Annotated in this window: 22 protein-coding genes; 16 read left to right on the top strand and 6 right to left on the bottom strand. The window is 59.8% G+C overall.

Going from position 1 to position 26,525, the window contains the following annotated elements:
• Positions 1-63 precede the first annotated feature (63 nt).
• Positions 64-1,830: an ABC transporter transmembrane domain-containing protein gene (locus EAH78_RS08030; RefSeq protein ID WP_140667098.1), complete on the bottom strand. Its 1,767-nt coding sequence runs from the start codon at positions 1,828-1,830 to the stop codon at positions 64-66.
• 253 nt (positions 1,831-2,083) lie between these two features.
• Here EAH78_RS08030 and EAH78_RS08035 point away from each other — a divergent pair, with 253 nt between their 5' ends.
• Complete coding sequence (locus EAH78_RS08035) at positions 2,084-2,263, top strand: PA1571 family protein (RefSeq protein WP_140667099.1); 180 nt, start codon at positions 2,084-2,086, stop codon at positions 2,261-2,263.
• A gap of 183 nt (positions 2,264-2,446) precedes the next feature.
• Here the strand turns inward: EAH78_RS08035 and pdxB are convergent, their stop codons facing one another.
• A complete protein-coding gene (pdxB, locus tag EAH78_RS08040; protein ID WP_140667100.1) occupies positions 2,447-3,589 on the bottom strand; it encodes a 4-phosphoerythronate dehydrogenase PdxB in 1,143 nt (380 codons plus the stop codon).
• 334 nt (positions 3,590-3,923) lie between these two features.
• Here pdxB and EAH78_RS08050 point away from each other — a divergent pair, with 334 nt between their 5' ends.
• On the top strand, positions 3,924-5,333 hold the full coding sequence (locus EAH78_RS08050) for an MATE family efflux transporter (RefSeq protein WP_140667101.1): 1,410 nt from the start codon (positions 3,924-3,926) through the stop codon (positions 5,331-5,333).
• Here the strand turns inward: EAH78_RS08050 and tusA are convergent.
• On the bottom strand, positions 5,330-5,581 hold the full coding sequence (gene tusA / locus EAH78_RS08055) for a sulfurtransferase TusA (RefSeq protein ID WP_007945068.1): 252 nt from the start codon (positions 5,579-5,581) through the stop codon (positions 5,330-5,332). The two genes, EAH78_RS08050 and tusA, sit on opposite strands and share 4 nt — an antisense overlap.
• 204 nt (positions 5,582-5,785) lie before the next feature.
• Positions 5,786-6,859, bottom strand: coding sequence for a 23S rRNA (cytidine(2498)-2'-O)-methyltransferase RlmM (rlmM, locus tag EAH78_RS08065; RefSeq protein ID WP_140667102.1), 1,074 nt, complete (start codon positions 6,857-6,859; stop codon positions 5,786-5,788).
• Positions 6,860-7,068: 209 nt separating this feature from the next.
• Here rlmM and acnA point away from each other — a divergent pair, with 209 nt between their 5' ends.
• The 3 genes from acnA (at position 7,069) to EAH78_RS08085 (ending at position 12,525) form a co-directional block, all read left to right on the top strand.
• Complete coding sequence (gene acnA / locus EAH78_RS08070; RefSeq protein WP_140667103.1) at positions 7,069-9,810, top strand: aconitate hydratase AcnA; 2,742 nt, start codon at positions 7,069-7,071, stop codon at positions 9,808-9,810.
• Between the two features lie 254 nt (positions 9,811-10,064).
• Positions 10,065-10,856, top strand: a complete 792-nt coding sequence (locus EAH78_RS08080; RefSeq protein WP_140667104.1) for a CPBP family intramembrane glutamic endopeptidase — start codon at positions 10,065-10,067, stop codon at positions 10,854-10,856.
• A 103-nt stretch (positions 10,857-10,959) separates the two neighbouring features.
• Entirely contained in the window at positions 10,960-12,525 is a 1,566-nt protein-coding gene (locus EAH78_RS08085; RefSeq protein ID WP_140667105.1) for a methyl-accepting chemotaxis protein, read from the top strand.
• A 206-nt stretch (positions 12,526-12,731) separates the two neighbouring features.
• Here EAH78_RS08085 and EAH78_RS08090 read toward each other — a convergent pair whose 3' ends face one another.
• The gene (locus EAH78_RS08090; protein WP_140667106.1) at positions 12,732-13,409 is read right to left on the bottom strand and encodes an alpha/beta family hydrolase; all 678 of its coding nucleotides are present in this window, start codon (positions 13,407-13,409) and stop codon (positions 12,732-12,734) included.
• Between the two features lie 109 nt (positions 13,410-13,518).
• Here EAH78_RS08090 and ccoN (EAH78_RS08095) point away from each other — a divergent pair, with 109 nt between their 5' ends.
• From ccoN (EAH78_RS08095) to ccoP (EAH78_RS08130), 8 genes are all read left to right on the top strand, one after another.
• The gene (gene ccoN, locus EAH78_RS08095; protein WP_140667107.1) at positions 13,519-14,943 is read left to right on the top strand and encodes a cytochrome-c oxidase, cbb3-type subunit I; all 1,425 of its coding nucleotides are present in this window, start codon (positions 13,519-13,521) and stop codon (positions 14,941-14,943) included.
• A gap of 10 nt (positions 14,944-14,953) precedes the next feature.
• Entirely contained in the window at positions 14,954-15,562 is a 609-nt protein-coding gene (gene ccoO, locus EAH78_RS08100) for a cytochrome-c oxidase, cbb3-type subunit II (RefSeq protein ID WP_140667108.1), read from the top strand.
• Between the two features lie 3 nt (positions 15,563-15,565).
• A complete protein-coding gene (locus EAH78_RS08105; RefSeq protein WP_140667109.1) occupies positions 15,566-15,766 on the top strand; it encodes a cbb3-type cytochrome oxidase subunit 3 in 201 nt (66 codons plus the stop codon).
• Positions 15,763-16,716, top strand: coding sequence for a cytochrome-c oxidase, cbb3-type subunit III (ccoP, locus tag EAH78_RS08110; protein ID WP_140667110.1), 954 nt, complete (start codon positions 15,763-15,765; stop codon positions 16,714-16,716). Before EAH78_RS08105 ends, ccoP (EAH78_RS08110) begins: the two co-directional genes overlap by 4 nt.
• A 482-nt stretch (positions 16,717-17,198) precedes the next feature.
• Entirely contained in the window at positions 17,199-18,641 is a 1,443-nt protein-coding gene (gene ccoN, locus EAH78_RS08115; protein WP_140667111.1) for a cytochrome-c oxidase, cbb3-type subunit I, read from the top strand.
• A complete protein-coding gene (gene ccoO / locus EAH78_RS08120) occupies positions 18,641-19,249 on the top strand; it encodes a cytochrome-c oxidase, cbb3-type subunit II (protein WP_054054085.1) in 609 nt (202 codons plus the stop codon). Before ccoN (EAH78_RS08115) ends, ccoO (EAH78_RS08120) begins: the two co-directional genes overlap by 1 nt.
• 5 nt (positions 19,250-19,254) lie before the next feature.
• On the top strand, positions 19,255-19,440 hold the full coding sequence (locus EAH78_RS08125; RefSeq protein WP_003175465.1) for a CcoQ/FixQ family Cbb3-type cytochrome c oxidase assembly chaperone: 186 nt from the start codon (positions 19,255-19,257) through the stop codon (positions 19,438-19,440).
• Positions 19,437-20,420: a cytochrome-c oxidase, cbb3-type subunit III gene (gene ccoP, locus EAH78_RS08130; RefSeq protein ID WP_140667112.1), complete on the top strand. Its 984-nt coding sequence runs from the start codon at positions 19,437-19,439 to the stop codon at positions 20,418-20,420. Before EAH78_RS08125 ends, ccoP (EAH78_RS08130) begins: the two co-directional genes overlap by 4 nt.
• Before the next feature lie 53 nt (positions 20,421-20,473).
• On the opposite strand, the gene EAH78_RS08135 is transcribed toward ccoP (EAH78_RS08130), so the two are convergent.
• Complete coding sequence (locus tag EAH78_RS08135; protein ID WP_140667113.1) at positions 20,474-21,472, bottom strand: metallophosphoesterase family protein; 999 nt, start codon at positions 21,470-21,472, stop codon at positions 20,474-20,476.
• Between the two features lie 481 nt (positions 21,473-21,953).
• Here EAH78_RS08135 and ccoG point away from each other — a divergent pair, with 481 nt between their 5' ends.
• From ccoG to EAH78_RS08150, 3 genes are all read left to right on the top strand, one after another.
• Positions 21,954-23,369: a cytochrome c oxidase accessory protein CcoG gene (gene ccoG, locus EAH78_RS08140; RefSeq protein ID WP_140667114.1), complete on the top strand. Its 1,416-nt coding sequence runs from the start codon at positions 21,954-21,956 to the stop codon at positions 23,367-23,369.
• An 11-nt stretch (positions 23,370-23,380) separates the two neighbouring features.
• Positions 23,381-23,920 carry a FixH family protein gene (locus EAH78_RS08145; protein WP_027921713.1) on the top strand — a complete coding sequence of 180 codons (540 nt, stop codon included), beginning with the start codon at positions 23,381-23,383 and terminating at the stop codon, positions 23,918-23,920.
• Between the two features lie 138 nt (positions 23,921-24,058).
• The gene (locus tag EAH78_RS08150; protein ID WP_140667115.1) at positions 24,059-26,509 is read left to right on the top strand and encodes a heavy metal translocating P-type ATPase; all 2,451 of its coding nucleotides are present in this window, start codon (positions 24,059-24,061) and stop codon (positions 26,507-26,509) included.
• Positions 26,510-26,525: the final 16 nt, after the last annotated feature.

Consider the following 26,525-nt stretch of genomic DNA (forward strand, 5'->3'; position numbering starts at 1 on the left):
CATCCAGGCTCGAAAAAGAGGTCGACATAATGCCCGAACACTGCACGTTTCAGCAGTTCTGATTCATGCGACTACATGCCCATCACTGAACTGCAACGCCGCCAACCGCGCATACAGCGCATTGCTCGCAATCAACGCCTGATGCGTGCCCACCGCCACTAACTTCCCTTGATCCATCACCGCGATCCGGTCGGCGTTTTTCACCGTGGCCAAACGGTGGGCGATCACCAGCGTGGTGCGGTTTTTCATCAGTCTGGGCAGGGCTTGCTGGATCAGGTGTTCGCTCTGGGCATCGAGGGCGCTGGTGGCTTCGTCGAGCAACAGGATTGGCGCGTCCACCAGCAATGCGCGAGCGATGGCCAGGCGCTGGCGCTGACCACCAGATAAACCGAGGCCGCCGTCGCCCAGATGCGTCTGGTAACCGTGGGGCATTTGCTCGATGAAGTCGTGGGCGTAGGCGATCTTTGCCGCTTCCTGAACCTGGGCCAGGGTTGCGCCCGGATTACCGTAGCGAATGTTCTCTTCGATGCTGCCGTAGAACAGCGCAGGGTTTTGCGAAACCAGCGCAAAATTCCGACGCAGGTCGAGTGGATCGAGTTGGGTCAACGGCACGCCATCAAGCAGGATGATCCCCGCGGCCGGGTCGTAAAAGCGCAGCAACAGGTCATACACGGTGGACTTGCCGGCACCAGACGGCCCCACCAGCGCGAGGGTTTCGCCTGCGTTAATGGTCAGATTCAAGCCATCGACGGCGTAACTTTCGGGTCGAGACGGATAGGAAAATCGCACGTCCTGTAGAACCAGATCGCCCTTCACTCGCTCTGGCAAGGTCACCAGACCGGTGGTCGGCGGCTGGATGATGTTTTCCGAACGCAGCAATTCGGCAATCCGCTCGGCCGCACCTGCTGCTCGCTGCAACTCGCCAATCACTTCGCTCAATGTGCCGAAGGCGCTACCGACGATCAGGCTGTAGAAGACAAACGCCGCGAGCTCACCTGCCGAGATCCGGCCGGCAATCACGTCCATCCCGCCGACCCACAGCATCACCCCCACCGCGCCCAATACCAGCACGATCACCAGCGTGATCAGCCAGGCACGCTGGAAGATGCGTTTACGCGCGGTGTCGAACGCCTGTTCCACGGTCACGGCAAAACGCTGCTCGTCCTGGACCTGATGGTTGTAGGCCTGCACGGTTTTGATCTGGCCGAGGGTTTCGGAGACATAACTGCCGATATCGGCAATCCGGTCCTGGCTCAGGCGCGACAGATTGCGCACCCGTCGACCGAAAATCAGGATCGGGGCAATCACCAGCGGCAACGCAATTACTACGATGCTGGTGAGCTTGGGGTTGGTGATAAACAGCAGCACAATCCCGCCGATGACCATTAGCAGATTGCGCAGGAACAGCGACAACGAAGAGCCGATCACCGATTGCAGCAACGTGGTGTCGGCGGTCAGCCGCGACTGGATTTCAGAACTGCGATTGTTTTCGTAGAAACCCGGATGCAGATAAACCAGGTGGTTGAAGACCTGCCGGCGGATGTCTGCGACCACACGCTCGCCGATCCACGACACCAGGTAAAAACGCGCAAAGGTGCCGATCGCCAGCCCCACCACCAACACCATGAACAAGCCGATGGACTGATTGAGCAGGTGCGGTGACTGGGTCATGAACCCCTGATCCACCAGCAGGCGAATGCCCTGCCCCATCGACAAAGTAATGCCGGCGGTGACAATCAACGCGAGCAACGCGCCAAAGGCTTGCCAGCGATAAGGCGCAAGAAAGCGAAGGGTCAGGCGAATCGCGCGGCGGTGACGGGCAGAGAGCATCAGGGTTATCCAGTACGCAGTTGATATGACCAGCCTACACGGTCAGCGGGTGAACGCTGTAAATCACAATGAGTCAGGTTAATTATGACCGCGACGACTAGGCCCTAGACGCTATTGGTCTAAAGTCCGGGTGGCAACGTTTTTAAATTTCTGGTGGAGTGACGTTGCCGTTCGGGAAAGATCGCAGGGAGTTGTCATAGCCCGGTCACCTGAAGGTTCTAAAGTAGGCACACACCTGAAGAGGAGACAGGCCATGTCCTTGCAAAACAGCAGCGAAGACAAGATTCAAGTGATCCGCACGCAGCCACACCAGTCTCTGGGGTGCTCGATTATCGATGCCGAAGGGCGTGAAGTACCGATCACTGAAGACATGATCCAGGACGCATGCCGCGAACTGGAAAAGCGATTGGTCAAGCCTGCCGAAGAAAAGTGATATAGCCAACGTCTTCTTGACCCGGCCCTGGTTGGCCGGGTTTTTTATGGGCGCTTTTTCAGGGTGCTGCGCACCCTATCGCGGGCAAGCCACGCTCCCATAGATTTTGGGTCATCCACCCAGTGAGCGAACGACCCAAGACCTGTAGGAGCGTGGCTTGCCCGCGATGGAGCCAACCCGGTTTCAGATGAGCGAAGCCCCCAAAGCCGCCACAATCTTCTGCAACTCAGCCGAATCCCCCTCAATCCGCACCTGCAACCCATCAATCTCCCGACGCGACGGGTAATGCTTGCGCAGCGCATCAAACGCCGCACGCTGTTCGCTCACATTGCCGACCAGGCTGCGACGAAAGTCCGCATCGTCACGGCGCGGGTCATACACACCACGGCACAGCATGGCCAACGCCCACGCCGGATCAGCCTGCGCATGCAGAGTCACTTGCGACAACCAAGGCGCCGGCAGCAAATCACTCAGGCTGACCTGAGCCGGCTGCCCGAGAAACTCGCAATACGCCTGATAAATCTGCGCCGTCCCACGCTGTTTGCCATCAAGGCTGTAACCGGCAATGTGCGGCGTCGCCAGCACGCATAGTTCAGCCAACGGCACGTCGACCTCAGGCTCGCCTTCCCAAACATCGAGCACCGCTTGCAGGTCTTCGCGCTCAAGCAGCACCTGGCGCAGGGCGGCGTTGTCGACCACCGGGCCACGACTGGCGTTGATCAGCCAGGCGCCAGGCTTGAGCTGGCCCAAGCGTTTTTTATCGAACAGGTGCCAGGTCGACTGCGCGCCGTGCTTCTTTAATGGCGTGTGCAGGCTGATGACATCGCACTGTTCGATGATCTGTTCGAGGCTGACAAAATCACCGCCCTCAGCCGCCTGCCGGGGCGGATCGCACACCAGAACGTTCCAGCCAAGGCCTTGCAGGACCTTGACGAGACGCCCGCCGACTTCGCCGGCACCGACCACGCCATACGTGCGCCGGGTCAGGTCAGCGCCTTCGATTTCAGCCAGGGTCAGCAGACTGCCGAGCACATAGTCGACCACGCCCCGGGCATTGCAGCCGGGTGCGCTGGACCAGGTGATGCCGGCTTGCTGAAAGTAATCCAGGTCCAGGTGATCGGTGCCGATGGTGCACGTGCCGACAAAGCGCACGTTGCTGCCCTCGAGCAAGGCACGATTGACGTTGGTCACCGAGCGGACCAGCAGCACATCGGCTTGCTCGACGGTGGCGCGGTCGATGGAGCGTCCCGGAACCCGGCGGATTTCACCGAAACCGGAAAAGAAAGCATCAAGCAGCGGGATATTTTCGTCGGCAACAATCAGCATGGTGGGCTCCTTTGGCGGATCGGCAGTGTAGGCGGAGATGACCTTTGTGAGCCAGCAAGCATTAAAGTCACCGCGCCCTCTGTGGCGAGGGAGCTTGCTCCCGCTGGATTGCGCAGCAATCCCAAAGTCTTCCCACGCAAACACCCGTTGAAATCATGTTGCTTGGATTAGGGCCGCTTCGCAGCCCAACGGGGGCAAGCCCCCTCGCCACAATGGAGCCTGGCGTGACATTGGATTGTTGATTACAAATCCCTAACACAGGACTTTTCCTGACCGCTGCGTCAGGGCGTAGAATGCTTCGCCTTGCGCATCAACACCTTTGGACGTTTCGCCTTTGAATTCCGTGACCGACAGCCTTGCCGCTACCTCCCTCACCCGCCCGGCCCGGGTTCGCCTGGAGCTGAAAAACCTGCTCACCCTTGCGCTGCCGATCATGATCGCGCAACTGGCAACCACCGCAATGGGGTTCGTCGATGCGGTGATGGCGGGCCGGGTCGGGCCTCGGGATCTGGCGGCGGTGGCACTGGGCAACTCCATCTGGGTGCCGGTGTTTCTGCTGATGACCGGCACCTTGCTGGCCACCACGCCAAAAGTCGCCCAGCGCTTTGGCGCCGGCACCCACAGCGAAATCGGGCCGATTGTGCGTCAGGCACTGTGGCTCGCCCTGGTGGTGGGTTTGATGGCGACCGGCATGCTGTTCAGCGCCGAGCCGATCCTGCACATGATGAAGGTCGATCCCGAATTGATCGGGCCGTGCATGCAATACCTGCACGGCATCGCCAGCGGCTTGCCCGCTGTCGCCTTCTACCATGTGTTGCGCTGCTTCAGTGATGGCCTGGGGCGTACGCGTCCGGCGATGGTGCTGGGCCTGTGCGGGTTGGCGCTGAACATTCCACTCAATTACATTTTCATCTATGGCCACTTCGGTGTACCGGCCATGGGCGGTGTCGGCTGCGGCTGGGCCACGGCGATTGTGATGTGGGTGATGGCGCTGGGCATGGCCGGTTGGGAGCGTTGGGCGCCGGCGTATCAGTCGAGCCAGTTGTTCAGCCGTTTTGACTGGCCGCAATGGTCGGTGATCAAGCGCTTGCTGGGCATTGGCCTGCCGATCGGCATCGCGGTGTTTGCCGAGTCGAGCATCTTTGCAGTGATTGCGCTGCTGATCGGCAGTCTCGGCGCCAACGTGGTCGCCGGGCATCAGATCGCCCTGAACTTCAGCTCGCTGGTGTTCATGATTCCTTACGCCCTCGGCATGGCTGTGACGGTGCGGGTCGGCCAGGCCCTCGGTCGACAGGAACCACGCGAGGCGCGTTTCGCCGCCGGTGTCGGCATGGGCACGGCGCTGGCGTATGCCTGCCTGTCCGCGAGCATGATGCTGTTGCTGCGCGAGCACATTGCAGCGATCTACACCGCTGACCCGACAGTGATTCGAGTGGCCGCGATGCTGATCGTGTACTCGGCGCTGTTCCAGTTTTCCGATGCCATTCAGGTGACGGCGGCCGGCGCATTGCGCGGGTATCAGGACACGCGGGTGACGATGATCCTGACCCTGTTCGCCTACTGGGGGATTGGTTTGCCGGTGGGTTACGCGCTGGGCCTGACCGATTGGCTAGGTGCGCCAAGTGGCCCGAGCGGGCTGTGGCAAGGTTTGATCGTGGGCTTGAGTTGCGCGGCGCTGATGCTGTCGATCCGCCTGGCGCGCAGCGCACGCAAGCGGATCCGCATCAGTCATTCGGCGGGTTAAGCGAGTTTCTTGCGGATCCAGTACAGATAGGTGCCCGCCTCTTCGTGCTGCGCCACCAGTTCATGGTCAAGAAACACGCAGAACTTGGGAATGTCGCGACGGGTCGACGGATCGGTCGCGATCACCTTGAGCAGGCCGCCGGGCACCAGGTCGCGAATGTGCTGGTGCAGCATCATCACCGGTTCCGGGCAGTTGAGGCCGGTGGCGTCGAGGGTGCCGTCTACCGGCGTATCAAGCATTTCACTCATGATCAACTCCTGAAACTGGCCGGCATTGTCGCGCATTGCCGGGTTTGTGGCGAGGGAGCTTGCTCCCGCTGGGTCGCGAAGCGGCCCCGGTTCTGGCTATGCGGACTAACGGAAGATCTCGGCTTCTGGTTTTAGGGCTGCTGCGCAGCCCAGCGGGAGCAAGCTCCCTCGCCACAAAAGCCCACACACGCGGGTTTGCGTGTATCAGCGGGATTTCGGTTTCTTTACGTCCAGCCGGCGCAGGTGGCAGGTCACTTCCTCACGGTCGTGATACAGCTGCTTGCAGCCGATCTCAACCCGAATGCCGCGCTCCTTGAACCCATCGGCGATGCGCTCGAGCAAGCGCTTCACTTCGGCATAACGCTGTTTCATTGGCAGTTTGAGGTTGACCACCGCTTCCCGGCAATGCCCCTCGCCAATCCACTCTTCGAGCATCGCGGCGTTGCGCGCTGGCTTCTCGACGATGTCGCAAACCATCCAGTCCACCGGCTGCCGGGGCTTGTAGGTAAAACCGTCGGCCATCAAGTGCTGCACCAGACCGGTGTCCATCAGGCTTTCGGCCATCGGGCCATTGTCGATGGCGGTCACCAGCATGCCGCGGTTGACCAGTTGCCAGGTCCAGCCGCCGGGCGCAGCGCCGAGGTCAACGCCGGTCATGTCACTGTGCAGACGCTCATCCCACTGGTCACGCGGGATGAAGTGATGCCAGGCCTCTTCCAGTTTCAGCGTCGAGCGGCTTGGTGCCTCACGCGGAAACTTCAGGCGCGGAATGCCCATTGGCCACATCGCCGAGTTATTCGACTCGGCCAGGCCCATGAACACTTCACGGCCACTCTTGAACGTCAACAGCAGACGCGGTTTGTGCGCATCTTCCACCAGTTTGCCAGCGGCCATCAGCGCCTTGCGTAAGTGACCTTCAAACTTCTTGCAGAAGTTCGACAGTTCCTTGCCATCGTTGGTGTCGACCATTTCCAGCCACAGGCTGCCGCACAGCGCAAAGTCCGCCATGTGCGCGAGGATCACGCTGATGCGGTCGGTTTCCGGCAGATCAATAAAGATCCCGCGCGCCCATTGGCGCGGGAAGATCAGCTCGGCGAAACGCTGGCCACGCATCAAGCGCTCGGCACCGTCTTCTTCGGTGCAGATGAATTCGGCGCAGGCGCTGGCGGTTTTGGCTTTGGCATAACCGGCCACGTTCAGGCGGGCAGCGTGTTCGGCAATCTCGGAACAGACTTCGCCTTCGAAGCCCGGCCGGCAATGCATAAAGAGGGTGTTCATTGAATCTCCTGGGCAATCGGCAATGAATCGATGCGCAAACTTGCCCTGTAGCAAAGCCTGTCACGAAAACCGGCGCATGATAGCCGAGTTCGGAACCTTGGACTTAACCATAGAGTCCAGTTATTAGCCTTAACGTCCAAACAGGGCTAGGTTAAGAGCTCTGTCCGTCCCGCCAGTCCGTAGCCGTGCGGACCAAAAGGAGTCATTCAATGCCGTCCCTCGATAGCCTGAAAACCCTTAAAACCCTGCAAGTCGACGACAAGACCTACCATTATTTCAGTCTGCCCGATGCCGCCAAGAGCATCGGTGATCTCGACAAGCTGCCCATGTCGTTGAAAGTGCTGCTGGAAAACCTGCTGCGCTGGGAAGATGAAAAAACCGTCACCGGCGCCGACCTCAAGGCGATTGCCGCCTGGCTCAAGGAGCGCCGCTCCGACCGCGAAATCCAGTACCGCCCCGCTCGTGTTTTGATGCAGGACTTTACCGGCGTTCCCGCCGTGGTCGACCTGGCCGCCATGCGCGCCGCCATGGCCAAGGCCGGTGGCGATCCGCAGCGCATCAACCCACTGTCGCCAGTGGACCTGGTGATCGACCACTCGGTGATGGTCGACAAATTCGCCAGTGCCAGCGCCTTCGAGCAGAACGTCGACATCGAAATGCAGCGCAATGGTGAGCGTTACGCGTTCTTGCGCTGGGGCCAAAGCGCCTTCCACAACTTCAGTGTGGTGCCGCCGGGCACCGGGATCTGCCATCAGGTCAACCTTGAATACCTCGGCCGCACGGTCTGGACCAAGGACGAGGATGGCCGCACCTACGCCTTCCCCGACACCCTGGTCGGCACCGACTCCCACACCACCATGATCAACGGCCTCGGCGTGCTCGGCTGGGGCGTCGGCGGGATCGAAGCGGAGGCGGCGATGCTCGGCCAACCGGTGTCGATGCTGATTCCGGAAGTGATCGGTTTCAAACTCACCGGCAAACTCAAGGAAGGCATCACCGCCACCGACCTGGTGCTGACCGTCACCCAGATGCTGCGCAAGAAAGGCGTGGTCGGCAAGTTCGTCGAGTTCTACGGCGACGGCCTCGCCGACCTGCCACTGGCCGATCGCGCGACCATCGCCAATATGGCCCCGGAATACGGTGCCACCTGCGGGTTCTTCCCCGTGGACGACGTGACGCTGGAATATTTGCGCCTGTCCGGCCGACCACCGGAAACGGTGAAACTGGTCGAGGCCTACTGCAAGGCTCAAGGCCTGTGGCGCCTGCCGGGCAAGGAACCGATCTTCACCGACAGCCTGGCGCTTGACATGACCAGCGTCGAGGCCAGCCTCGCCGGCCCTAAACGCCCACAGGACCGAGTTTCCCTGCCCAATGTCGCGCAGGCGTTCACCGACTTCATCGACCTGCAATTCAAACCCACCAGCAAGGAAGTAGGACGCCTGGAAAGTGAAGGCGGCGGCGGTGTCGCGGTGGGCAATGCCGACCTGGCCGGTGAAGCCGACTACGAATACGACGGTCAGATTTATCGATTGAAAAACGGCGCGGTGGTGATTGCCGCCATCACCTCCTGCACCAACACCTCCAACCCGAGCGTGATGATGGCGGCGGGCCTGGTGGCGAAAAAGGCTGTGGAAAAAGGCCTCAAGCGCAAACCGTGGGTCAAAAGTTCGCTGGCGCCCGGCTCGAAAGTGGTCACCGACTATTACAAGGCGGCGGGCCTGACCCAATACCTCGACGAACTGGGTTTTGCGCTGGTCGGCTACGGTTGCACCACGTGCATCGGCAACTCCGGCCCATTGTCGGAGCCGATCGAAAAAGCTATCCAGGCCGCCGACCTGACCGTTGCCTCGGTGTTGTCGGGCAACCGCAACTTTGAGGGGCGCGTGCATCCATTGGTGAAAACCAACTGGCTGGCCTCCCCGCCGCTGGTCGTCGCCTATGCGCTGGCCGGTACTGTGCGCATCGACATCAGCAGTGAGCCGTTGGGCGATGACAAGGACGGCAATCCGGTGTACTTGCGGGACATCTGGCCGAGCAGCAAGGAAATTGCCGAGTCTGTGAGTAAGGTCAACACCGCGATGTTCCACAAGGAATACGCCGAAGTGTTTGCCGGCGACGAGCAATGGCAAGCCATCCAGGTGCCGCAAGCGGCGACCTACGTGTGGCAGGACGATTCGACCTACATCCAGCATCCGCCGTTCTTCGACGACATCGGCGGCCCGCCGCCCGTGGTCAAGGACGTGGTCGGGGCTCGGGTGTTGGCGCTGCTGGGCGACTCGGTGACCACCGACCACATCTCCCCCGCCGGTAACATCAAGGCCGACAGCCCGGCCGGTCAGTATTTGCGCGACAAAGGCGTGGAGCCGCGCGACTTCAACTCCTACGGTTCGCGTCGCGGCAACCATGAAGTAATGATGCGCGGCACCTTTGCCAACATTCGTATCCGCAACGAAATGCTCGGCGGCGAGGAAGGCGGCAACACCTTTTACATTCCCACCATGGAGAGGATGCCGATCTACGACGCGGCCATGCGTTATCAAACGTCAGGCACGCCGCTGGTGGTGATTGCAGGCCAGGAATACGGCACGGGTTCAAGCCGCGACTGGGCGGCCAAGGGCACCAACCTGCTGGGTGTGAAAGCGGTCATCGCCGAAAGCTTCGAACGGATTCACCGCTCCAACCTGGTGGGCATGGGCGTGTTGCCGTTGCAATTCAAATTGGATCAGAACCGCAAGAGCCTGAACCTGACAGGCAAGGAAACCCTGGACATCCTCGGTTTGACTGGTGTGGAGCTGACGCCGCGGATGAACCTGACGCTGGTGATCACCCGTGAAGACGGCAGCAAGGAAAAGATCGAAGTGCTGTGCCGGATCGACACGCTCAATGAGGTCGAGTACTTCAAGTCCGGAGGGATTTTGCACTATGTGCTGCGCCAGTTGATTGCCTCGTAACAGCCTGCTGACAAAGACACCGCCTTCGGGCGGTGTTTTTGTTTGTGCCGCTGGCGCCCCTATAATCCGCGCCCACTGGATTCCATGTCGTGCATACAAAAATGTGAACGACACCGAACACATGTGGGAGCGGGCTTGCTCGCGAAGGCGGTGTATCAATCAATGCATCTGTCGACTGACACTCTGCCTTCGCGAGCAAGCCCGCTCCCACATTGGACCGAAGCGATCCGCAAACTTGTACACAAGGACTTCACATGATCGCCCTGCCATGGACCTACCTGGCCCTTCTCTCAATGGGCTTCGCCCTTGCACTGTCTTACGGCCAACTCAGCTGGCTGGCCTTGATCACCATCGCCCTACTGATAATGGCCGGCGCTGCCGTTCGCCAGCAAAAACTCCCGATCGCCCGCTACCTCGGCCACGGATTGTTCATCATCCTGGCTATGGCGCTGGCGATGCACTGGCTCCCGGGCTTCTTCAACGGTCGCGCGATCGCCCCTCAATACCTCACGCCTGATGCCGTGCCGTTTTCCATGTACCTGAATCAGGACAAACCACTGATCGGCTTCTGGCTACTGTTGGTTTGCCCACGGATTGTCGGTCGGCGCTCCTGGCGCCTTGGGGTTTACGCCACCGTCCTCGCCCTGGCGCTGAGTGCCGTACTGGCCTTGGGTGGCGCGCTGTTGCTGGGCATCATCAGTTGGGCGCCGAAGTGGCCTGACCAAGCCTGGCTGTGGCTGCTGAACAATCTGTTGCTGGTCACGCTGGTCGAGGAAGCGCTGTTTCGCGGTTACATCCAGGGCAGTTTGAGTCGTTCATTCAAGCATCTGCCTTACGGCGAAAACCTCGCCCTGCTGCTGGCCTCGTTGTTGTTTGGGCTGGTGCACGCAGGCGCAGGCTGGCAATGGGTGCTGTTGGCGAGCCTGGCCGGTGTCGGGTACGGCCTGGCCTATCGTTTCGGCGGTCTGGGTGCCGCCATCGCCACCCATTTCGGCCTGAACCTGCTGCACTTCGCGCTGTTCACCTATCCGATGCTCGCGGGTTGAGGCAATGCGCGTTTTGCGACGCAGTGCTGATTATTGAAAAATAATTTCAACTAATTCCTGACAGCGCCGACAACCTTTCAAAGCCTTGCGGATTGAAAAAGCCATGCGTAACAACCAGCCCATTACCCAACGCGAACGGACCTTCCCGGCACAGCAACGGTTGATTTCCACCACCGATGCCAAGGGCGTGATCACTTACTGCAACGACGCGTTCGTCGAAATCAGCGGGTTTTCTCGTGAGGAACTGGTCCGTGCACCGCACAACCTGGTCCGTCACCCCGACGTCCCGGCCGCGGTGTTCGCGCACATGTGGGGCACTCTGAAACAAGGCTTGCCATGGATGGGCATCGTCAAGAATCGCTGCAAGAGCGGTGATCACTATTGGGTTAACGCCTACGTGACGCCGGTGTTCGAGGGCAATCAGGTCATCGGTTACGAGTCGGTGCGGATCAAACCCACCGCCGAACAGATCCAGCGAGCCGAAGCGCTCTACCAACGCATCAACCAGGGCAAGTCCGCCATTCCATCGAGTGACAAATGGCTGCCGGTGCTTCAGGACTGGCTGCCGTTCATTCTGGTCAGTCAGCTGAGCTTCATGATCGGCGCCACGCTGACGTCGCAATGGGGCTTTGCACTGGCGGCCGGCCTCTCGGTGCCGTTGGGCCTGATGGGGCTGAGCTGGCAGCAGCGTGGACTCAAGCGCCTGCTGGTCCTGGCCGGGCAAACCACGTCCGACCCGTTGATCGCGCAGATGTACACCGACAGCCGCGGTGCGCAGGCCCGCCTGGAAATGTCGATCCTCAGCCAGGAAGCCCGCCTGAAAACCTGCCTGACCCGTCTGCAGGACACCGCCGAGCACCTGACAGAGCAAGCGAAACAGTCCGATGCCTTGGCGCATAACAGCTCCAATGGCCTGGAACGTCAGCGCGTCGAAACCGAGCAAGTGGCCACCGCCGTCAACCAGATGGCCGCTACCACTCAGGAGGTCGCCAGCCACGTACAACGCACCGCCGACGCCACTCAGGAAGCCAATCGCCTGACCGGTCGCGGCCGCGACATCGCCGGGGAAACCCGCGAAGCCATCCAGCGCCTGTCGGTGGTGGTGGGTGAAACCGGTCTGACCGTGACTCAACTGGCCAAGGACAGCGACGAAATCGGCGGCGTGGTCGATGTGATCAAAGGCATAGCCGACCAGACCAACCTGCTGGCCTTGAACGCCGCCATCGAAGCGGCCCGCGCCGGTGAGATGGGCCGCGGTTTTGCGGTGGTGGCAGACGAAGTTCGCCAACTGGCGCAACGCACCAGCGAATCCACCGGGCAGATCCACGCCCTGATCGCCAAGCTGCAGCAAACGGCGAGCACCGCCGTGCAAACCATGGAAGCCGGGCATCGCCAGGCCGAAGAAGGTGTGGCGCGGGTACTGGAAGCGGATCAGGCGCTGGTGGGGATCAGCGAAGCGGTAGCCAACATCACCGACATGACCACCCAGATCGCGGCGGCGACTGAAGAGCAAAGCGCGGTGGCCGAAGAGATCAGCCGCAACATCAGCAACATTTCGCAGCTGGCGGACCAGACCTCGGAACAGGCGCAACACTCGGCGCTGTTGAGTGAAGAACTGACGAAAACCGCGAATACCCAGTATTCGTTGGTGGAGCGGTTTAACCGCTGATCGTTGTGGAAAGACCAAAAACCCGGACAGCGAAAGCTTCCGGGTTTTTTATTGCCAACCTGAAAGTGATGTCGCCTGTCAGGGCCTCTTCGCGAGCAAGCCCGCTCCCACAGGGGATCTGCGGTGAACCCACACGTGGGGGCACCAGAGATCAAATGTGGGAGCGGGCTTGCTCGCGAAGAGGCCCTGACTGCCACCGCAAAATCTTACTGAAGAAATGCCGCTATCTTGCCCGCCGCAGCAGCCAAATGCTGCTCATGGGTAAACCCGGAAGCCTTCAACGGCTTCAAATCATGATCCCCCGCCACCAGCCAGAACACCTCGATACTCGGTGCCAACGTGTAAGCCTCAACGGCCTCCCGATTACCCAACGCATCCCGTTCACCCTGAACAATCAACGTCCGCGTCTTGAGCGCGGCCAAATGTTCAACCCGAGGCTTTTCCGGTTTACCCACCGCATAAAACGGGTACCCCAGACACACCAACGCATCCGCCCCCAACTCATCCGCCAGCAAACTCGCCATCCGCCCGCCCATGGACTTGCCGCCAATGGCCAGAGACCCAGTGACATGGCGTCGCACCACGGCATACACCTCACGCCAGCACTCGAGCAGTTTCGGGGCGGGGTTCGGTGGGCGTTTGCCACCATCGATGCGCCGTTGCGCCATGTAGGGAAACTCGAAGCGCAGCACATTGACGCCTTGAGCAGCAAGGCGCTCAGCCATGTCGCTCATCCAGCCACTGTCCATTGGTGCGCCAGCGCCGTGGGCGAGAATCAACGTCGTCGAGGCCGGTTCTGAGGCGGCATTCCACAACCATCCATGTTCCCCCACACACCGCGCCCATTGATCCCCGTCAATACTGGCCTTGTGCTCTTTGTCCATGCTTGCCTCGCTTTTAGTCTGCCTATAACTCCAGGCGAAGGGAGCGTCTGCCGTGCGGCTTACTCGCAAAGACAGGCCTTCACTTCGGCTGAACCGTGGATGGGGAACCATGAACACTTCTATCAGTACCGCCTACAACTACAAGGTGGTCCGCCAATTCGCCATTATGACGGTGGTGTGGGGCATCGTCGGCATGGGGCTCGGGGTTTTTCTCGCGGCCCAGTTGGTCTGGCCCGAACTCAACTTCAATTTGCCATGGACCAGTTTCGGGCGATTGCGCCCGCTGCACACCAACGCGGTGATCTTCGCGTTCGGCGGTTGCGCCCTGTTCGCCAGTTCGTTCTATTCGGTGCAACGCACCTGCCAGACTCAATTGTTCGCGCCGAAGATCGCCGCGTTCTGCTTCTGGGGCTGGCAACTGGTGATCCTGTTGGCGGCGATCAGCCTGCCGCTGGGCTACACCAGTTCCAAGGAATACGCCGAGCTGGAATGGCCGATCGACATTCTGATCACCATCGTCTGGGTCGCCTACGCCATCGTGTTCTTCGGTACGCTGGCCAAGCGCAAGACCAAGCACATCTACGTCGGCAACTGGTTCTTCGGTGCGTTCATCATCACCGTGGCGATCCTGCACATCGTCAACAACCTTGAGTTGCCGGTGAGTTTCACCAAGTCCTACTCGGTGTATTCCGGTGCGACCGACGCCATGGTCCAGTGGTGGTATGGGCACAACGCCGTAGGCTTTTTCCTCACCGCCGGTTTCCTCGGGATGATGTACTACTTCGTGCCCAAACAGGCCGAGCGCCCGGTCTATTCCTATCGCCTGTCGATCGTGCACTTCTGGGCGCTGATCACCCTGTACATCTGGGCCGGTCCGCACCACTTGCACTACACCGCTTTGCCGGACTGGGCACAGTCGCTGGGCATGGTGATGTCGCTGATTCTGCTGGCGCCAAGCTGGGGCGGGATGATCAACGGCATGATGACCCTCTCGGGCGCCTGGCATAAATTGCGCAGCGACCCGATCCTGCGCTTCCTCGTGGTGTCGCTGGCGTTCTACGGCATGTCGACCTTCGAAGGGCCGATGATGGCGATCAAGACTGTGAACGCCCTCTCCCACTACACCGACTGGACCATCGGCCACGTTCACGCCGGGGCGCTCGGCTGGGTGGCGATGATTTCCATCGGCGCGCTGTATCACATGATCCCGAAAATCTTCGGCCGTGAGCAGATGCACAGCATCGGCCTGATCAACGCGCACTTCTGGCTCGCCACGATCGGCACCGTGCTGTACATCGCCTCGATGTGGGTCAACGGCATCGCCCAGGGCCTGATGTGGCGCGCAATCAACGAAGACGGCACGCTGACCTACTCCTTCGTCGAAACCCTGGTGGCCAGCCACCCAGGCTTCATCGTGCGACTGGTGGGCGGGGCGATCTTCCTCAGCGGCATGTTCCTGATGGCTTACAACACCTGGCGCACCGTACGGGCCTCGCAGCCTGCCGACGTCGCCGCTGCCGCGCAGATGGCTTGAGGAGTCCGCCATGAAACACGAAACAATCGAAAAAAACGTCGGCCTGTTGCTGTTGTTGATGGTGCTGGCCGTGAGCATCGGCGGCCTGACCCAGATCGTCCCGCTGTTCTTTCAGGACGTGACCAATAAACCGGTGGAAGGCATGAAGCCCTACACCGCGCTGCAACTGGAAGGTCGCGACATTTACATCCGTGAAGGTTGCGTCGGTTGCCACTCGCAGATGATCCGCCCGTTCCGGGCCGAGACCGAACGCTATGGCCACTATTCGGTCGCCGGGGAAAGCGTCTGGGATCACCCGTTCCTCTGGGGCTCGAAACGCACCGGGCCAGACCTGGCGCGGGTCGGCGGTCGCTACTCGGAAGACTGGCACCGCGCGCACTTATACAACCCGCGCAATGTGGTGCCGGAATCGAAAATGCCCGCCTACCCATGGCTGGTGGCCAATCAACTCGACAGCAGCCACACCGAAACCAAGATCCGCGCCATGCGCACCTTGGGCGTGCCATACACCGACGATGACATCGCCGGGGCAATGGCCTCGCTCAAGGGCAAGACCGAAATGGACGCCTTGGTTGCTTACCTGCAAGTGCTCGGCACTGCCATCAAGAGCAAGAGGTGAGCCATGGTCGTTGAATTGAGCAGTGGAATGATCCGCGGCCTGGGCACAGTCGTGGTGTTTGTCGCCTTCGTCGGCCTGACGCTGTGGGTGTTCAACAGCAAGCGCAACCCGGAATTCGCCGAAGCGCGCCTGCTGCCGTTCGCCGACGAACCGAAACCCGATAACGCCACCCAAGAACCTGAAACAAGGAGTACCCGGCCATGACCACCTTCTGGAGTACGTGGATCTGCGTGCTGACCCTCGGCAGCCTGATCGGCCTGACCTGGCTGCTGATCGGCACCCGCAAGGGCGAAACCAAGGGCAGCGTCGACCAGACCATGGGCCACAGCTTCGACGGCATCGAGGAGTACGACAACCCGCTGCCGCAGTGGTGGTTCATGTTGTTCGCCGGCACGCTGGTGTTTGCCGTGGGTTATCTGATTCTTTACCCGGGCCTGGGCAACTGGAAAGGCATTCTGCCGGGCTATGAAAACGGCTGGACCGGCGTGCACGAATGGGAAAAGGAGATGGACAAGGCCGACGCGAAGTTCGGACCGATCTTCGCCAAATTCGCCGCGATGCCGGTGGAAGAAGTGGCTAAAGACCCGCAAGCGCTGAAAATGGGCGGGCGTCTGTTTGCGTCCAACTGCTCGGTGTGCCACGGCTCGGATGCCAAGGGTGCATTTGGTTTCCCGAACCTGGCGGACCGCGATTGGCGCTGGGGCGGTACGGCGGACACGATCAAAACCACGATCATGGGCGGTCGCATGGCCGCCATGCCGGCCTGGGGTGAAATCCTCGGTGAGACCGGTGTGAAGAATGTCGCCGCTTATGTGCGTCATGACCTGGCCGGCCTGCCGTTACCTGCCGACACCGGCGCCGACCTGCACGCGGGACAGCAACTGTTCAGCACCACTTGCGTAGCCTGTCATGGGGCAAACGGCCAAGGCACTGAAGCCATGGGCGCGCCGAACCTGACGCACCCGGCCGGTTTTATTTACGGTACAAGCCTGTCGCAACTGCAACAGACCATTCGCCATGGCCGCCAGGGCCATATGCCGGCGCAGAACGAACTGCTCGGCAACGATAAGGTGCAATTGCTGGCCGCTTACGTGTACAGCCTGTCGCACGGTGTCAGCACCGAGCGTTTGCAGGCTGAAGGCAAGCAGGAATAATTCTCGACCGCTCTGCTGCCGCATTCTCCCGGATGCGGCAGTTTCCTGCCTCTTTGCGACCCATTGTCGCACCCTCCCCTAGCTCTTTCTTTCGGTTCACCAGATTCGGGTCTAAGCTTGCTCGGTGCGGACTGGCATGAGCCGGTTCCGGGTCGTTTTTAGCCGATGTGTTCGACGATTCTGTTCGATGACAAGCCGCAAAGGCTGGTAGATACCGGCTGTCGCGCCAATTGCCATCGGTCACCCGATCGCTGGGTTTGAACACACCCCGTAACAACTGACCGGACCCCCTCCTCATTTTCGTTCGCTGCGACATTTTGCCCGAGGGCAATTTTGTCCTTACGCGGCGCATGGAAAGGCCGCAGAATCAGCTTTTGAAAGCATTGACCCAGGTCATGGCGCGTTGCAATGACCCCCTGCTTTCTCCATACTTGCGACCGATTTTTACTCCTAATAAAACACCCAAACCGTGGAACCTTAGAATGAGCACAGCAATCAGTCCGACTGCTTATAACTATAAGGTAGTCCGCCAGTTCGCCATCATGACGGTGGTCTGGGGGATCCTTGGCATGGGGCTCGGTGTCTTCATCGCCTCACAGCTTGTATGGCCGGAATTGAACTTCGGTCTGCCGTGGACGACTTTTGGACGCTTACGCCCGTTGCACACCAACCTGGTGATTTTCGCCTTCGGTGGTTGTGCACTGTTTGCCACTTCTTATTACGTCGTGCAGCGAACCTGCCAAACGCGACTGATTTCCGATAGCCTCGCAGCCTTCCACTTCTGGGGATGGCAAGCGGTGATCATCGGCGCGATCGTTACCTTGCCGCTGGGTTACACCACCACCAAGGAATACGCCGAACTGGAATGGCCCCTGGCTATTCTGCTGGCCATTGTCTGGGTCGTTTACGGTCTGGTGTTCTTCGGCACCATCGTCAAGCGCAAGACCAAGCACATCTATGTCGGTAACTGGTTTTACGGCGCGTTCATCGTCGTGACCGCGATGCTGCACATCGTCAACCACATGTCGCTGCCGGTCAGCCTGTTCAAGTCTTACTCCGCCTACTCGGGTGCGACTGACGCGATGATCCAGTGGTGGTACGGCCACAACGCGGTGGGTTTCTTCCTGACCACCGGCTTCCTGGGGATGATGTACTACTTCGTTCCGAAGCAGGCCGAGCGTCCGATCTACTCCTATCGCCTGTCCATCGTGCACTTCTGGGCGCTGATCACCCTGTACATCTGGGCCGGTCCGCACCACCTGCACTACACCGCACTGCCGGACTGGGCTCAGTCCCTGGGCATGGCGATGTCGATCATCCTGCTGGCTCCGAGCTGGGGCGGCATGATCAACGGCATGATGACCCTGTCGGGCGCCTGGCATAAGCTGCGCACCGACCCGATCCTGCGCTTCCTGGTCGTGTCGCTGGCGTTCTATGGCATGTCGACCTTCGAAGGCCCGATGATGGCCATCAAGACCGTCAACTCGCTGTCTCACTACACCGACTGGACCATCGGCCACGTACACGCCGGCGCCTTGGGCTGGGTAGCGATGATCTCGATCGGCGCGATCTACCACATGATCCCGAAACTGTTCGGTCGTGCGCAGATGCACAGCGTTGGCCTGATCAATACGCACTTCTGGCTCGCGACCATCGGTACCGTTCTGTACATCGCTTCGATGTGGGTCAACGGCATCACCCAGGGCCTGATGTGGCGGGCAATCAACGATGACGGCACCCTCACCTACTCGTTCGTTGAAGCGCTGCAAGCCAGCCACCCTGGCTACATCGTTCGCGCCCTGGGCGGTGCGTTCTTTGCCAGCGGCATGCTGTTCATGGCCTACAACGTATGGCGTACCGTACGTGCCTCGAACCCGGCTGAAGCCGAAGCCGCCGCTCAGATTGCTGTAGTTGGAGCTCACTGATGAAGCATGAAGCAGTCGAGAAGAATATTGGCCTGCTGGCCTTCTTCATGGTTATCGCCGTCAGCATCGGCGGCCTGACCCAGATCGTTCCGCTGTTTTTCCAGGACGTCACCAACAAGCCGGTCGAAGGCATGAAGCCTCGCCCTGCGCTTGAAGTCGAAGGACGCGACGTCTTCATCGCCAACGGCTGTGTCGGCTGCCACTCGCAGATGATCCGCCCGTTCCGTGCTGAAACCGAACGCTACGGCCACTACTCGGTCGCCGGTGAAAGCGTCTGGGACCACCCGTTCCTGTGGGGCTCCAAGCGTACCGGTCCGGACCTGGCCCGTGTCGGCGGTCGTTACTCCGATGACTGGCAGCGTGCGCATTTGTACAACCCGCGCAACGTAGTGCCGGAGTCGAAAATGCCGGCCTACCCGTTCCTCGTGGAAAACAAGCTCGACGGCAAAGACACCGCCAAGAAACTGGAAGTCTTGCGCACGCTCGGCGTCCCTTACACCGACGAAGACATCGCCGGTGCCAAGGATGCTGTGAAGGGCAAAACCGAAATGGACGCGCTGGTGGCCTATCTGCAAGGCCTGGGCACCATCATCAAAAGCAAACGGTGATTTAGATGGATATCGGGATGATTCGTGGCCTGGGCACCGTTGTTGTGATGGTGGCCTTCATCGGTCTGGCGTTGTGGGTGTTCAGCCCCAAGCGCAAGTCGGAGTTTGAAGACGCGACCTTGCTGCCTTTCGCGGATGATCCCGAAGCCATCAAGCACGTCGAGCAAGCTTCTAGGAGTAACAAAGAATGACTACGTTCTGGAGTCTGTACGTCACAGTCCTCAGTCTCGGCACCATCTTCGCCTTGACCTGGCTGCTGCTGTCTACCCGCAAGGGTCAGCGCGCCGAGCAGACGGAAGAAACGGTTGGCCACTCCTTCGACGGGATCGAGGAGTACGACAACCCACTGCCAAAATGGTGGTTCATGCTGTTCGTGGGCACCATCATTTTCGCGCTGGGCTACCTGGTGCTGTACCCGGGCCTGGGCAATTGGAAAGGCCTGCTGCCAGGTTACAACTACCTGGATAACGAGAAGCAGACCGCGTTCGCCAACGGCCAGACCGGCTGGACCGGCGTTCACGAGTGGGAAAAGGAAATGGCCAAGTCGGACGCCAAGTTCGGCCCGATCTTCGCCAAGTTCGCTTCCATGCCGATCGAAGAAGTCGCCAAGGACCCGCAAGCCCTGAAGATGGGTGGCCGTCTGTTCGCCTCCAACTGCTCGGTCTGCCACGGTTCCGACGCCAAGGGCGCTTATGGCTTCCCTAACCTGACCGACGCCGACTGGCGCTGGGGTGGCGAGCCGGAAACCATCAAGACCACGATCATGGGTGGCCGTCATGCGGTCATGCCCGCGTGGGCTGACGTGATCGGCGAGCAAGGCGTTTCCGATGTCGCTGCCTTTGTCCTGACCAACCTCGATGGCCGCAAACTACCGGAAGGCACCAAGGCTGACCCGGTTGCCGGCCAGAAGCTGTTTGCTGCCAACTGCGTGGCTTGCCACGGTCCTGAAGGCAAAGGTACGCCTGCGATGGGCGCTCCTAACCTGACCCACCCGGCCGCGTTCATCTACGGTTCGAGCTTCGCTCAACTGCAGCAGACCATCCGTTATGGCCGTCAGGGCCAGATGCCTGCGCAAGAACAGCTGCAAGGCAACGACAAGGTTCACTTGCTGGCCGCTTACGTCTACAGCCTGTCTCATGGTGAGAAAGCATCGGAAGCAGAAGCTCAGTAAAGCAAACGCTTGATGCAATAAAAAAGACCCCGCCAATCGCTGGCGGGTTTTTTTTATGGACGATTGGCCCAGATCGACTTCACCGGCACCGTTTGCACCAGCTGACGGTTCTGCCACTGATTGTTTTCGACCAGACTGACATGTAGCTGCTTGCGGTCGTCGGAGAAACTGGCGGTCAGGTAAGTCTCTTGAGAAGCACTGCCACTGAGAAACATCGGAACATCGCCAATGTAGCGCGTCCTGCCGCCACTCTGATGGATATGACCAGCGAACATCGCGGTCACTTGATACTTTTCAATCATATCCATGAAACGCTTTTCCTGATCCCGACTCCCTTTCCAGTCATAAGGTTTATGCATATTAATGATGATGGCATAGCCCTGAATCCGGGCATGCCTCAGATCAGTTTCAAGCCAATCCAGTGCATGGGTGATGTTGAACTCATCTGTTGGATGGGAAATTTTAACCTCATAAGTAGGTTCATTATTAAGTTGAATCAGATGCACCTGACCTATGTTTTTAGAGTAAGCGAGACTGCCTTTATATTGTTTCCCAAACCCCCCACCCGTCACACGCACATCAAACTCATCGACTTTGTCGGCATGGTGTTGCTGATAGTCAACAATACTGTTTGCAGCACAGCGATTGCCGAAACAGTCATTCACGTTATTTTCGTAATCGTGATTCCCTAAACCATACAAAAACTCTTTACCAAAGGAGTTGCGCAGCGCTGACCTCATATATGAGAGCTGCCAGGGATGGCCAAATGCGGTGATGTCGCCATTGATCATCAGCGGCACTTGCGCCTGACCACCCATTTTGCTTCTGAATTCTGCAATGCTCGCAAACTGCGTCTCTACCAACCACTTCGAGCGCTTTTCAAAATCCGCATTCGACTCCTCTTCACCACTGTCAGTCTTATCCGTCCATGGGTATTGGGGATCCGACGCAAAGACCATATGACGAGGCATTCCTTCATTCGAATGCACGAGAGATGCCATTGACAACAACCACAGACACGCGAGCAACTTTACGCCTTGCTTGATATTCATAGAATTCCATTTCCGTTATTAGTAGACAACCGTACAACTGCTCATCAGCCGTACGCTCCGCACAACTTATTCCAGAAAAAAGAAACCCACAAACATGACACCACCCCCAATTAAATTAATATATTTCAATCCAGCCTTACTTCAATTAAGGAAGACCAGACTTCCCTTATTAAAATTAAACACAGACAGAAGATGAAGCCAGAAACCTGAACACCACGACGCATCCGGCCCTCCGTCGGCCCGGTCACCTCCCCTACCCACTGCCTGAGGCGACAGGTCACCGAAACCACCAAAACCGGCCATAATTCACAAGTCAATTGATTCAAGTCATTACACCGTCCGTTGATTTCCACCAACGTGACCAAAGGTCGCACCCTTGTGCTAGAGCTTCAGGCGTATCATTGCGCCACTGCAACACCCCTTTTGACCGCGGTCGGCATGTACTGACCGGGGCATTTTTCCACTGCCGTGGGATGCAATGATGAGCAACCAGATTCCGGTACACGACGTCACGCCGCCAGCCAAAGACGCGAAACAAACCGTCGACCTCTACGCCTCTAGAGAAAAGATCTACACCCGAGCCTTCACTGGCTTGTTCCGCAACCTGCGGATGATGGGCGGCGCCATTTTGTTTCTGTTGTATTTCGGTACGGTGTGGCTGAACTGGGGCGGCCATCAAGCCGTCTGGTGGAACCTGCCGGAGCGTAAATTCTTTATTTTTGGCGCAACCTTCTGGCCTCAGGATTTCATCCTGTTGTCGGGAATTTTGATCATCAGTGCCTTCGGCCTGTTCTTCATTACGGTCTACGCCGGTCGTGTGTGGTGCGGCTACACCTGCCCGCAGAGCGTCTGGACCTGGATTTTCATGTGGTGCGAGAAGGTCACCGAAGGCGATCGCAACCAGCGCATCAAGCTCGACAAAACACCCATGAGCGCCAACAAATTCCTGCGCAAGCTCAGCAAGCATTCGATGTGGCTGTTGATCGGTTTTGTGACTGGCCTGACCTTCGTCGGCTATTTCTCGCCGATCCGTGAACTGGTGTTCGACTTCTTCACCGGCGAAGCGGATGGCTGGTCGTATTTCTGGGTCGGTTTCTTCACCCTCGCCACCTACGGCAACGCCGGCTGGTTGCGCGAGCAGGTGTGCATTTACATGTGCCCGTACGCGCGCTTCCAGAGTGTGATGTTCGACAAGGACACGCTGATCGTCTCCTACGATCCACGTCGAGGCGAGTCCCGTGGCCCGCGCAAAAAAGGCATCGACTACAAGGCTCAAGGCCTGGGCGATTGCATCGACTGTACGATGTGCGTCCAGGTATGCCCGACCGGCATCGACATCCGCGATGGCCTGCAAATCGAGTGCATCGGCTGTGCCGCCTGTATCGACGCCTGCGACGCGATCATGGACAAGATGGATTACCCGCGCGGCCTGATCAGCTACACCACCGAGCACAACCTGTCCGGGCAAAAAACCCATAAACTGCGCCCGCGCCTGATCGGCTACGCCGTGGTGCTGCTGGCGATGATCTCGTTGTTGATCACTGCGTTCTTCATGCGCTCGCTGGTCGGTTTCGACGTCAGCAAAGACCGCGTGCTGTACCGCGAGAACGCTGAGGGCCGGATCGAAAACGTCTACAGCCTGAAGATCATGAACAAGGATCAGCGCGACCACACCTACGTGCTGGAAGCCACCGGTTTGCCGGACCTCAAGCTGCAAGGCAAGCGCGAGATCAAAGTGTCCGCCGGGGAAATTTTCAGCCAGCCGGTGGAGCTGTCCAGCGCACCGGAACAACTGCCGTCGAGCACCAACGAGGTGAAATTCATCCTCAAGGATGCCGATGACGACAGCGTTCACGTTGAAGCCAAGAGTCGATTCATCGGCCCACAAATTCGTTGAGAGAAGTGATCATGCCCGCAGCAACTGCCGCAAGTCCCTGGTACAAGCACCTTTGGCCGTGGATCATCATCGGGATTCTGGCCTGCTCGGTGACCCTGACCTTGTCCATGGTGACCATTGCGGTGAACAACCCGGACAACCTGGTGAACGACAACTACTACGAGGCCGGCAAAGGCATCAACCGCTCGCTCGACCGTGAACTGCTGGCCCAGACCCTGCTATTACGCGCCAGCGTGCATCTGGATGGCGTGACCGGTGAAGTCGACCTGCACTTGAGCGGCAACAGCCAACCGAAAACTCTTGAACTGAACCTGATCTCGCCAACCCAGCCGGAGAAGGACCGCAAGATCACCCTCGCCCACAGCGACACCGAGCAGGGCCGCTACATTGGTCAACTGAGCGACAAGGTCGAAGGCCGTCGCTTTGTAGAACTGCTGGGCGTCGAGGGTGACAAGACCTGGCGCCTGTTCGAAGAAGAACAGGTCAGCCATGACAAGGATCTGCTGCTGGGCGATGAGCCGCTGCAGGGCGCGGAAGACCTGAAAAAGTAAAAGCGCGCTTCGCGCATTCGCGAGCAAGCCCGCTCCCACATTTGATTGTGTGTACTCAAATCATGTGCACAACACTGATCAAATGTGGGAGCGGGCTTGCTCGCGAAGAGGCCCTACCAGACGACATAGACTCCACCCATGAGCACCCAACTCTCCTGCTACCACTGCGCCCTGCCCGTCCCGGCCGGCAGCCGCTTCACCGCGGCGGTCCTGGGTGAAACCCGCGAGTTCTGCTGCCCGGGTTGCCAGGCCGTGGCCGAGGCTATCGTGGCGGGTGGCCTGGAAAGCTATTACCAGCATCGCAGCGAGTCATCGGTCAACCCCGAAGCCTTGCCGGTGCAGTTGGTGGACGAACTGGCGCTGTACGACCGCGCCGACGTGCAAGCCCCCTTCGTTCGCCACGATGGCGACCTCGCCGAAACCACCCTGTTGATGGAAGGCATCAGCTGCGCCGCGTGCGGCTGGTTGATCGAGAAACACCTGCGCGGTTTACCGGCAGTGGCCGAAGCACGCCTCAACCTGTCCAACCATCGCCTGCACGTACGCTGGGCCGACGCACAATTGCCGTTGAGCCAGGTGCTCAGTGAGTTGCGCCATATCGGTTACGCCGCCCATCCCTATCAAGCCGACCGCGCCAGCGAACAACTGGCCAGTGAAAACCGTCTGGCCCTGCGCCAACTCGGCGTCGCCGGGCTGCTGTGGTTCCAGGCGATGATGGCGACCATGGCCACTTGGCCGGAATTCAACATCGACCTCAGCCCCGAACTGCACACCATCCTGCGCTGGGTCGCACTGTTCCTGACCACGCCAATCGTGTTCTACAGCTGTGCGCCATTCTTCAAAGGCGCCATGCGCGACCTGCGCACGCGCCACCTGACCATGGACGTATCGGTGTCGCTGGCGATTGGCAGCGCCTACCTCGCCGGGATCTGGACTTCGATCAGCGGTGTCGGTGAACTGTATTTCGATGCGGTCGGGATGTTTGCGCTGTTCCTGCTGGCGGGTCGCTATCTGGAACGCCGAGCCCGAGAGCGTACCGCCGCGGCCACCGCACAACTCGTCAATCTGTTGCCCGCCTCGTGCTTGCGGCTAAGTGCCGACGGGCAAAGCGAGCGAATCTTGCTCAGCGAATTGCGCGTCGGCGATCAGGTATTGGTGCACCCCGGCGCGATTCTGCCGGCGGACGGCAAGATCCTCGACGGCCAGTCAAGCATCGATGAATCGCTGTTGACCGGTGAATACCTGCCGCAGCCGAGAATGCCAGGCGATGCAGTCACCGCTGGTACGCTGAACGTTGAAGGCGCGTTGACCGTGCAAGTGTTGGCGCTGGGCCAGGACACGCGACTGTCCGCCATCGTCCGCTTGCTGGATCGCGCGCAAGCCGAAAAACCGCGCCTGGCGGAAATCGCCGACCGTGCCGCGCAGTGGTTTTTGCTGCTGTCGCTGATTGCCGCTGCCGCCATTGGCCTGTTGTGGTGGGAACTCGATTCATCGCGAGCCTTCTGGATTGTACTGGCGATGCTCGTTGCGACCTGCCCGTGCGCTCTGTCCCTGGCGACGCCCACCGCGCTGACCGCCGCCACCGGCACGCTGCACAAACTCGGCCTGTTGCTGACGCGCGGCCATGTGCTGGAAGGCCTGAACCAGATCGACACGGTGATCTTCGACAAGACCGGCACCCTGACTGAAGGGCGCCTCGCTTTACGTTCAATCCGCCCGCTGGCCGCACTCGACAGTGACCAATGCCTGAGCCTCGCCGCTGCGCTGGAAAACCGCTCCGAACACCCGATAGCCCGCGCGTTTGGCCGCGCGCCGCTGGCCGCCGAAGAAGTCCACAGCACACCGGGCCTTGGGCTTGAAGGCCTGGTTGGTGTACAACGCTTGCGCATTGGCCAGCCGGGCTTTGTCTGCGAACTCAGTGGTGCGGCCTTACCGTTGATGCCCGATGAGGCCGGCCAATGGCTGCTGCTCGGCGACAGCCAAGGACCGCTGGCGTGGTTTGTCCTCGACGACCGTTTGCGTGCGGATGCCCCGGCGTTGCTGCAAGCCTGCAAGGCGCGGGGCTGGCGCACATTGCTGCTGTCCGGCGACAGCTCGCCGATGGTCGCCAGCGTTGCCGCTGAGCTCGGCATCGACGAGGCGCGTGGCGGTTTACGTCCTGACGACAAACTGCAGGTCCTGCAACAACTGCACAAGGAAGGTCGCAAGGTGTTGATGCTCGGTGACGGGGTCAACGACGTGCCGGTGCTCGCCGCCGCCGACATCAGCGTGGCGATGGGCTCGGCCACCGATCTGGCGAAAACCAGCGCCGATGCCGTGTTACTGTCCAACCGCCTCGACGCGCTGGTGCAAGCCTTCAGTCTGGCCCGAAGAACCCGTCGGGTAATCATCGAGAACCTGCTGTGGGCCGGGTTGTACAATGGCCTCATGTTGCCGTTCGCCGCCCTCGGCTGGATCACGCCGGTGTGGGCCGCTGTCGGCATGTCGATCAGTTCGTTGACCGTGGTGCTCAATGCCCTGCGCCTGACTCGCTTGCCGGGCACGCCAGCCATCAGCGCCACGCCAGAAACCCGCCCGCTGCCGGCCTGAGCCGCGCGGGCATGGA

The organism is Pseudomonas arsenicoxydans (genome assembly GCF_006438915.1).
Lineage (GTDB): Bacteria > Pseudomonadota > Gammaproteobacteria > Pseudomonadales > Pseudomonadaceae > Aquipseudomonas > Aquipseudomonas arsenicoxydans_A.

What these genes read in the sequence shown, in the direction of transcription:
- EAH78_RS08030 (WP_140667098.1), bottom strand. Translation starts at nt 1,830, where the DNA reads ATGCTCTCTGCCCGTCACCGCCGCGCGATTCGCCTGACCCTTCGCTTT.
- EAH78_RS08035 (WP_140667099.1), top strand. Translation starts at nt 2,084, where the DNA reads ATGTCCTTGCAAAACAGCAGCGAAGACAAGATTCAAGTGATCCGCACG.
- pdxB (WP_140667100.1), bottom strand. Translation starts at nt 3,589, where the DNA reads ATGCTGATTGTTGCCGACGAAAATATCCCGCTGCTTGATGCTTTCTTT.
- tusA (WP_007945068.1), bottom strand. Translation starts at nt 5,581, where the DNA reads ATGAGTGAAATGCTTGATACGCCGGTAGACGGCACCCTCGACGCCACC.
- rlmM (WP_140667102.1), bottom strand. Translation starts at nt 6,859, where the DNA reads ATGAACACCCTCTTTATGCATTGCCGGCCGGGCTTCGAAGGCGAAGTC.
- acnA (WP_140667103.1), top strand. Translation starts at nt 7,069, where the DNA reads ATGCCGTCCCTCGATAGCCTGAAAACCCTTAAAACCCTGCAAGTCGAC.
- EAH78_RS08080 (WP_140667104.1), top strand. Translation starts at nt 10,065, where the DNA reads ATGATCGCCCTGCCATGGACCTACCTGGCCCTTCTCTCAATGGGCTTC.
- EAH78_RS08085 (WP_140667105.1), top strand. Translation starts at nt 10,960, where the DNA reads ATGCGTAACAACCAGCCCATTACCCAACGCGAACGGACCTTCCCGGCA.
- EAH78_RS08090 (WP_140667106.1), bottom strand. Translation starts at nt 13,409, where the DNA reads ATGGACAAAGAGCACAAGGCCAGTATTGACGGGGATCAATGGGCGCGG.
- ccoN (WP_140667107.1), top strand. Translation starts at nt 13,519, where the DNA reads ATGAACACTTCTATCAGTACCGCCTACAACTACAAGGTGGTCCGCCAA.
- ccoO (WP_140667108.1), top strand. Translation starts at nt 14,954, where the DNA reads ATGAAACACGAAACAATCGAAAAAAACGTCGGCCTGTTGCTGTTGTTG.
- EAH78_RS08105 (WP_140667109.1), top strand. Translation starts at nt 15,566, where the DNA reads ATGGTCGTTGAATTGAGCAGTGGAATGATCCGCGGCCTGGGCACAGTC.
- ccoP (WP_140667110.1), top strand. Translation starts at nt 15,763, where the DNA reads ATGACCACCTTCTGGAGTACGTGGATCTGCGTGCTGACCCTCGGCAGC.
- ccoN (WP_140667111.1), top strand. Translation starts at nt 17,199, where the DNA reads ATGAGCACAGCAATCAGTCCGACTGCTTATAACTATAAGGTAGTCCGC.
- ccoO (WP_054054085.1), top strand. Translation starts at nt 18,641, where the DNA reads ATGAAGCATGAAGCAGTCGAGAAGAATATTGGCCTGCTGGCCTTCTTC.
- EAH78_RS08125 (WP_003175465.1), top strand. Translation starts at nt 19,255, where the DNA reads ATGGATATCGGGATGATTCGTGGCCTGGGCACCGTTGTTGTGATGGTG.
- ccoP (WP_140667112.1), top strand. Translation starts at nt 19,437, where the DNA reads ATGACTACGTTCTGGAGTCTGTACGTCACAGTCCTCAGTCTCGGCACC.
- EAH78_RS08135 (WP_140667113.1), bottom strand. Translation starts at nt 21,472, where the DNA reads ATGAATATCAAGCAAGGCGTAAAGTTGCTCGCGTGTCTGTGGTTGTTG.
- ccoG (WP_140667114.1), top strand. Translation starts at nt 21,954, where the DNA reads ATGAGCAACCAGATTCCGGTACACGACGTCACGCCGCCAGCCAAAGAC.
- EAH78_RS08145 (WP_027921713.1), top strand. Translation starts at nt 23,381, where the DNA reads ATGCCCGCAGCAACTGCCGCAAGTCCCTGGTACAAGCACCTTTGGCCG.
- EAH78_RS08150 (WP_140667115.1), top strand. Translation starts at nt 24,059, where the DNA reads ATGAGCACCCAACTCTCCTGCTACCACTGCGCCCTGCCCGTCCCGGCC.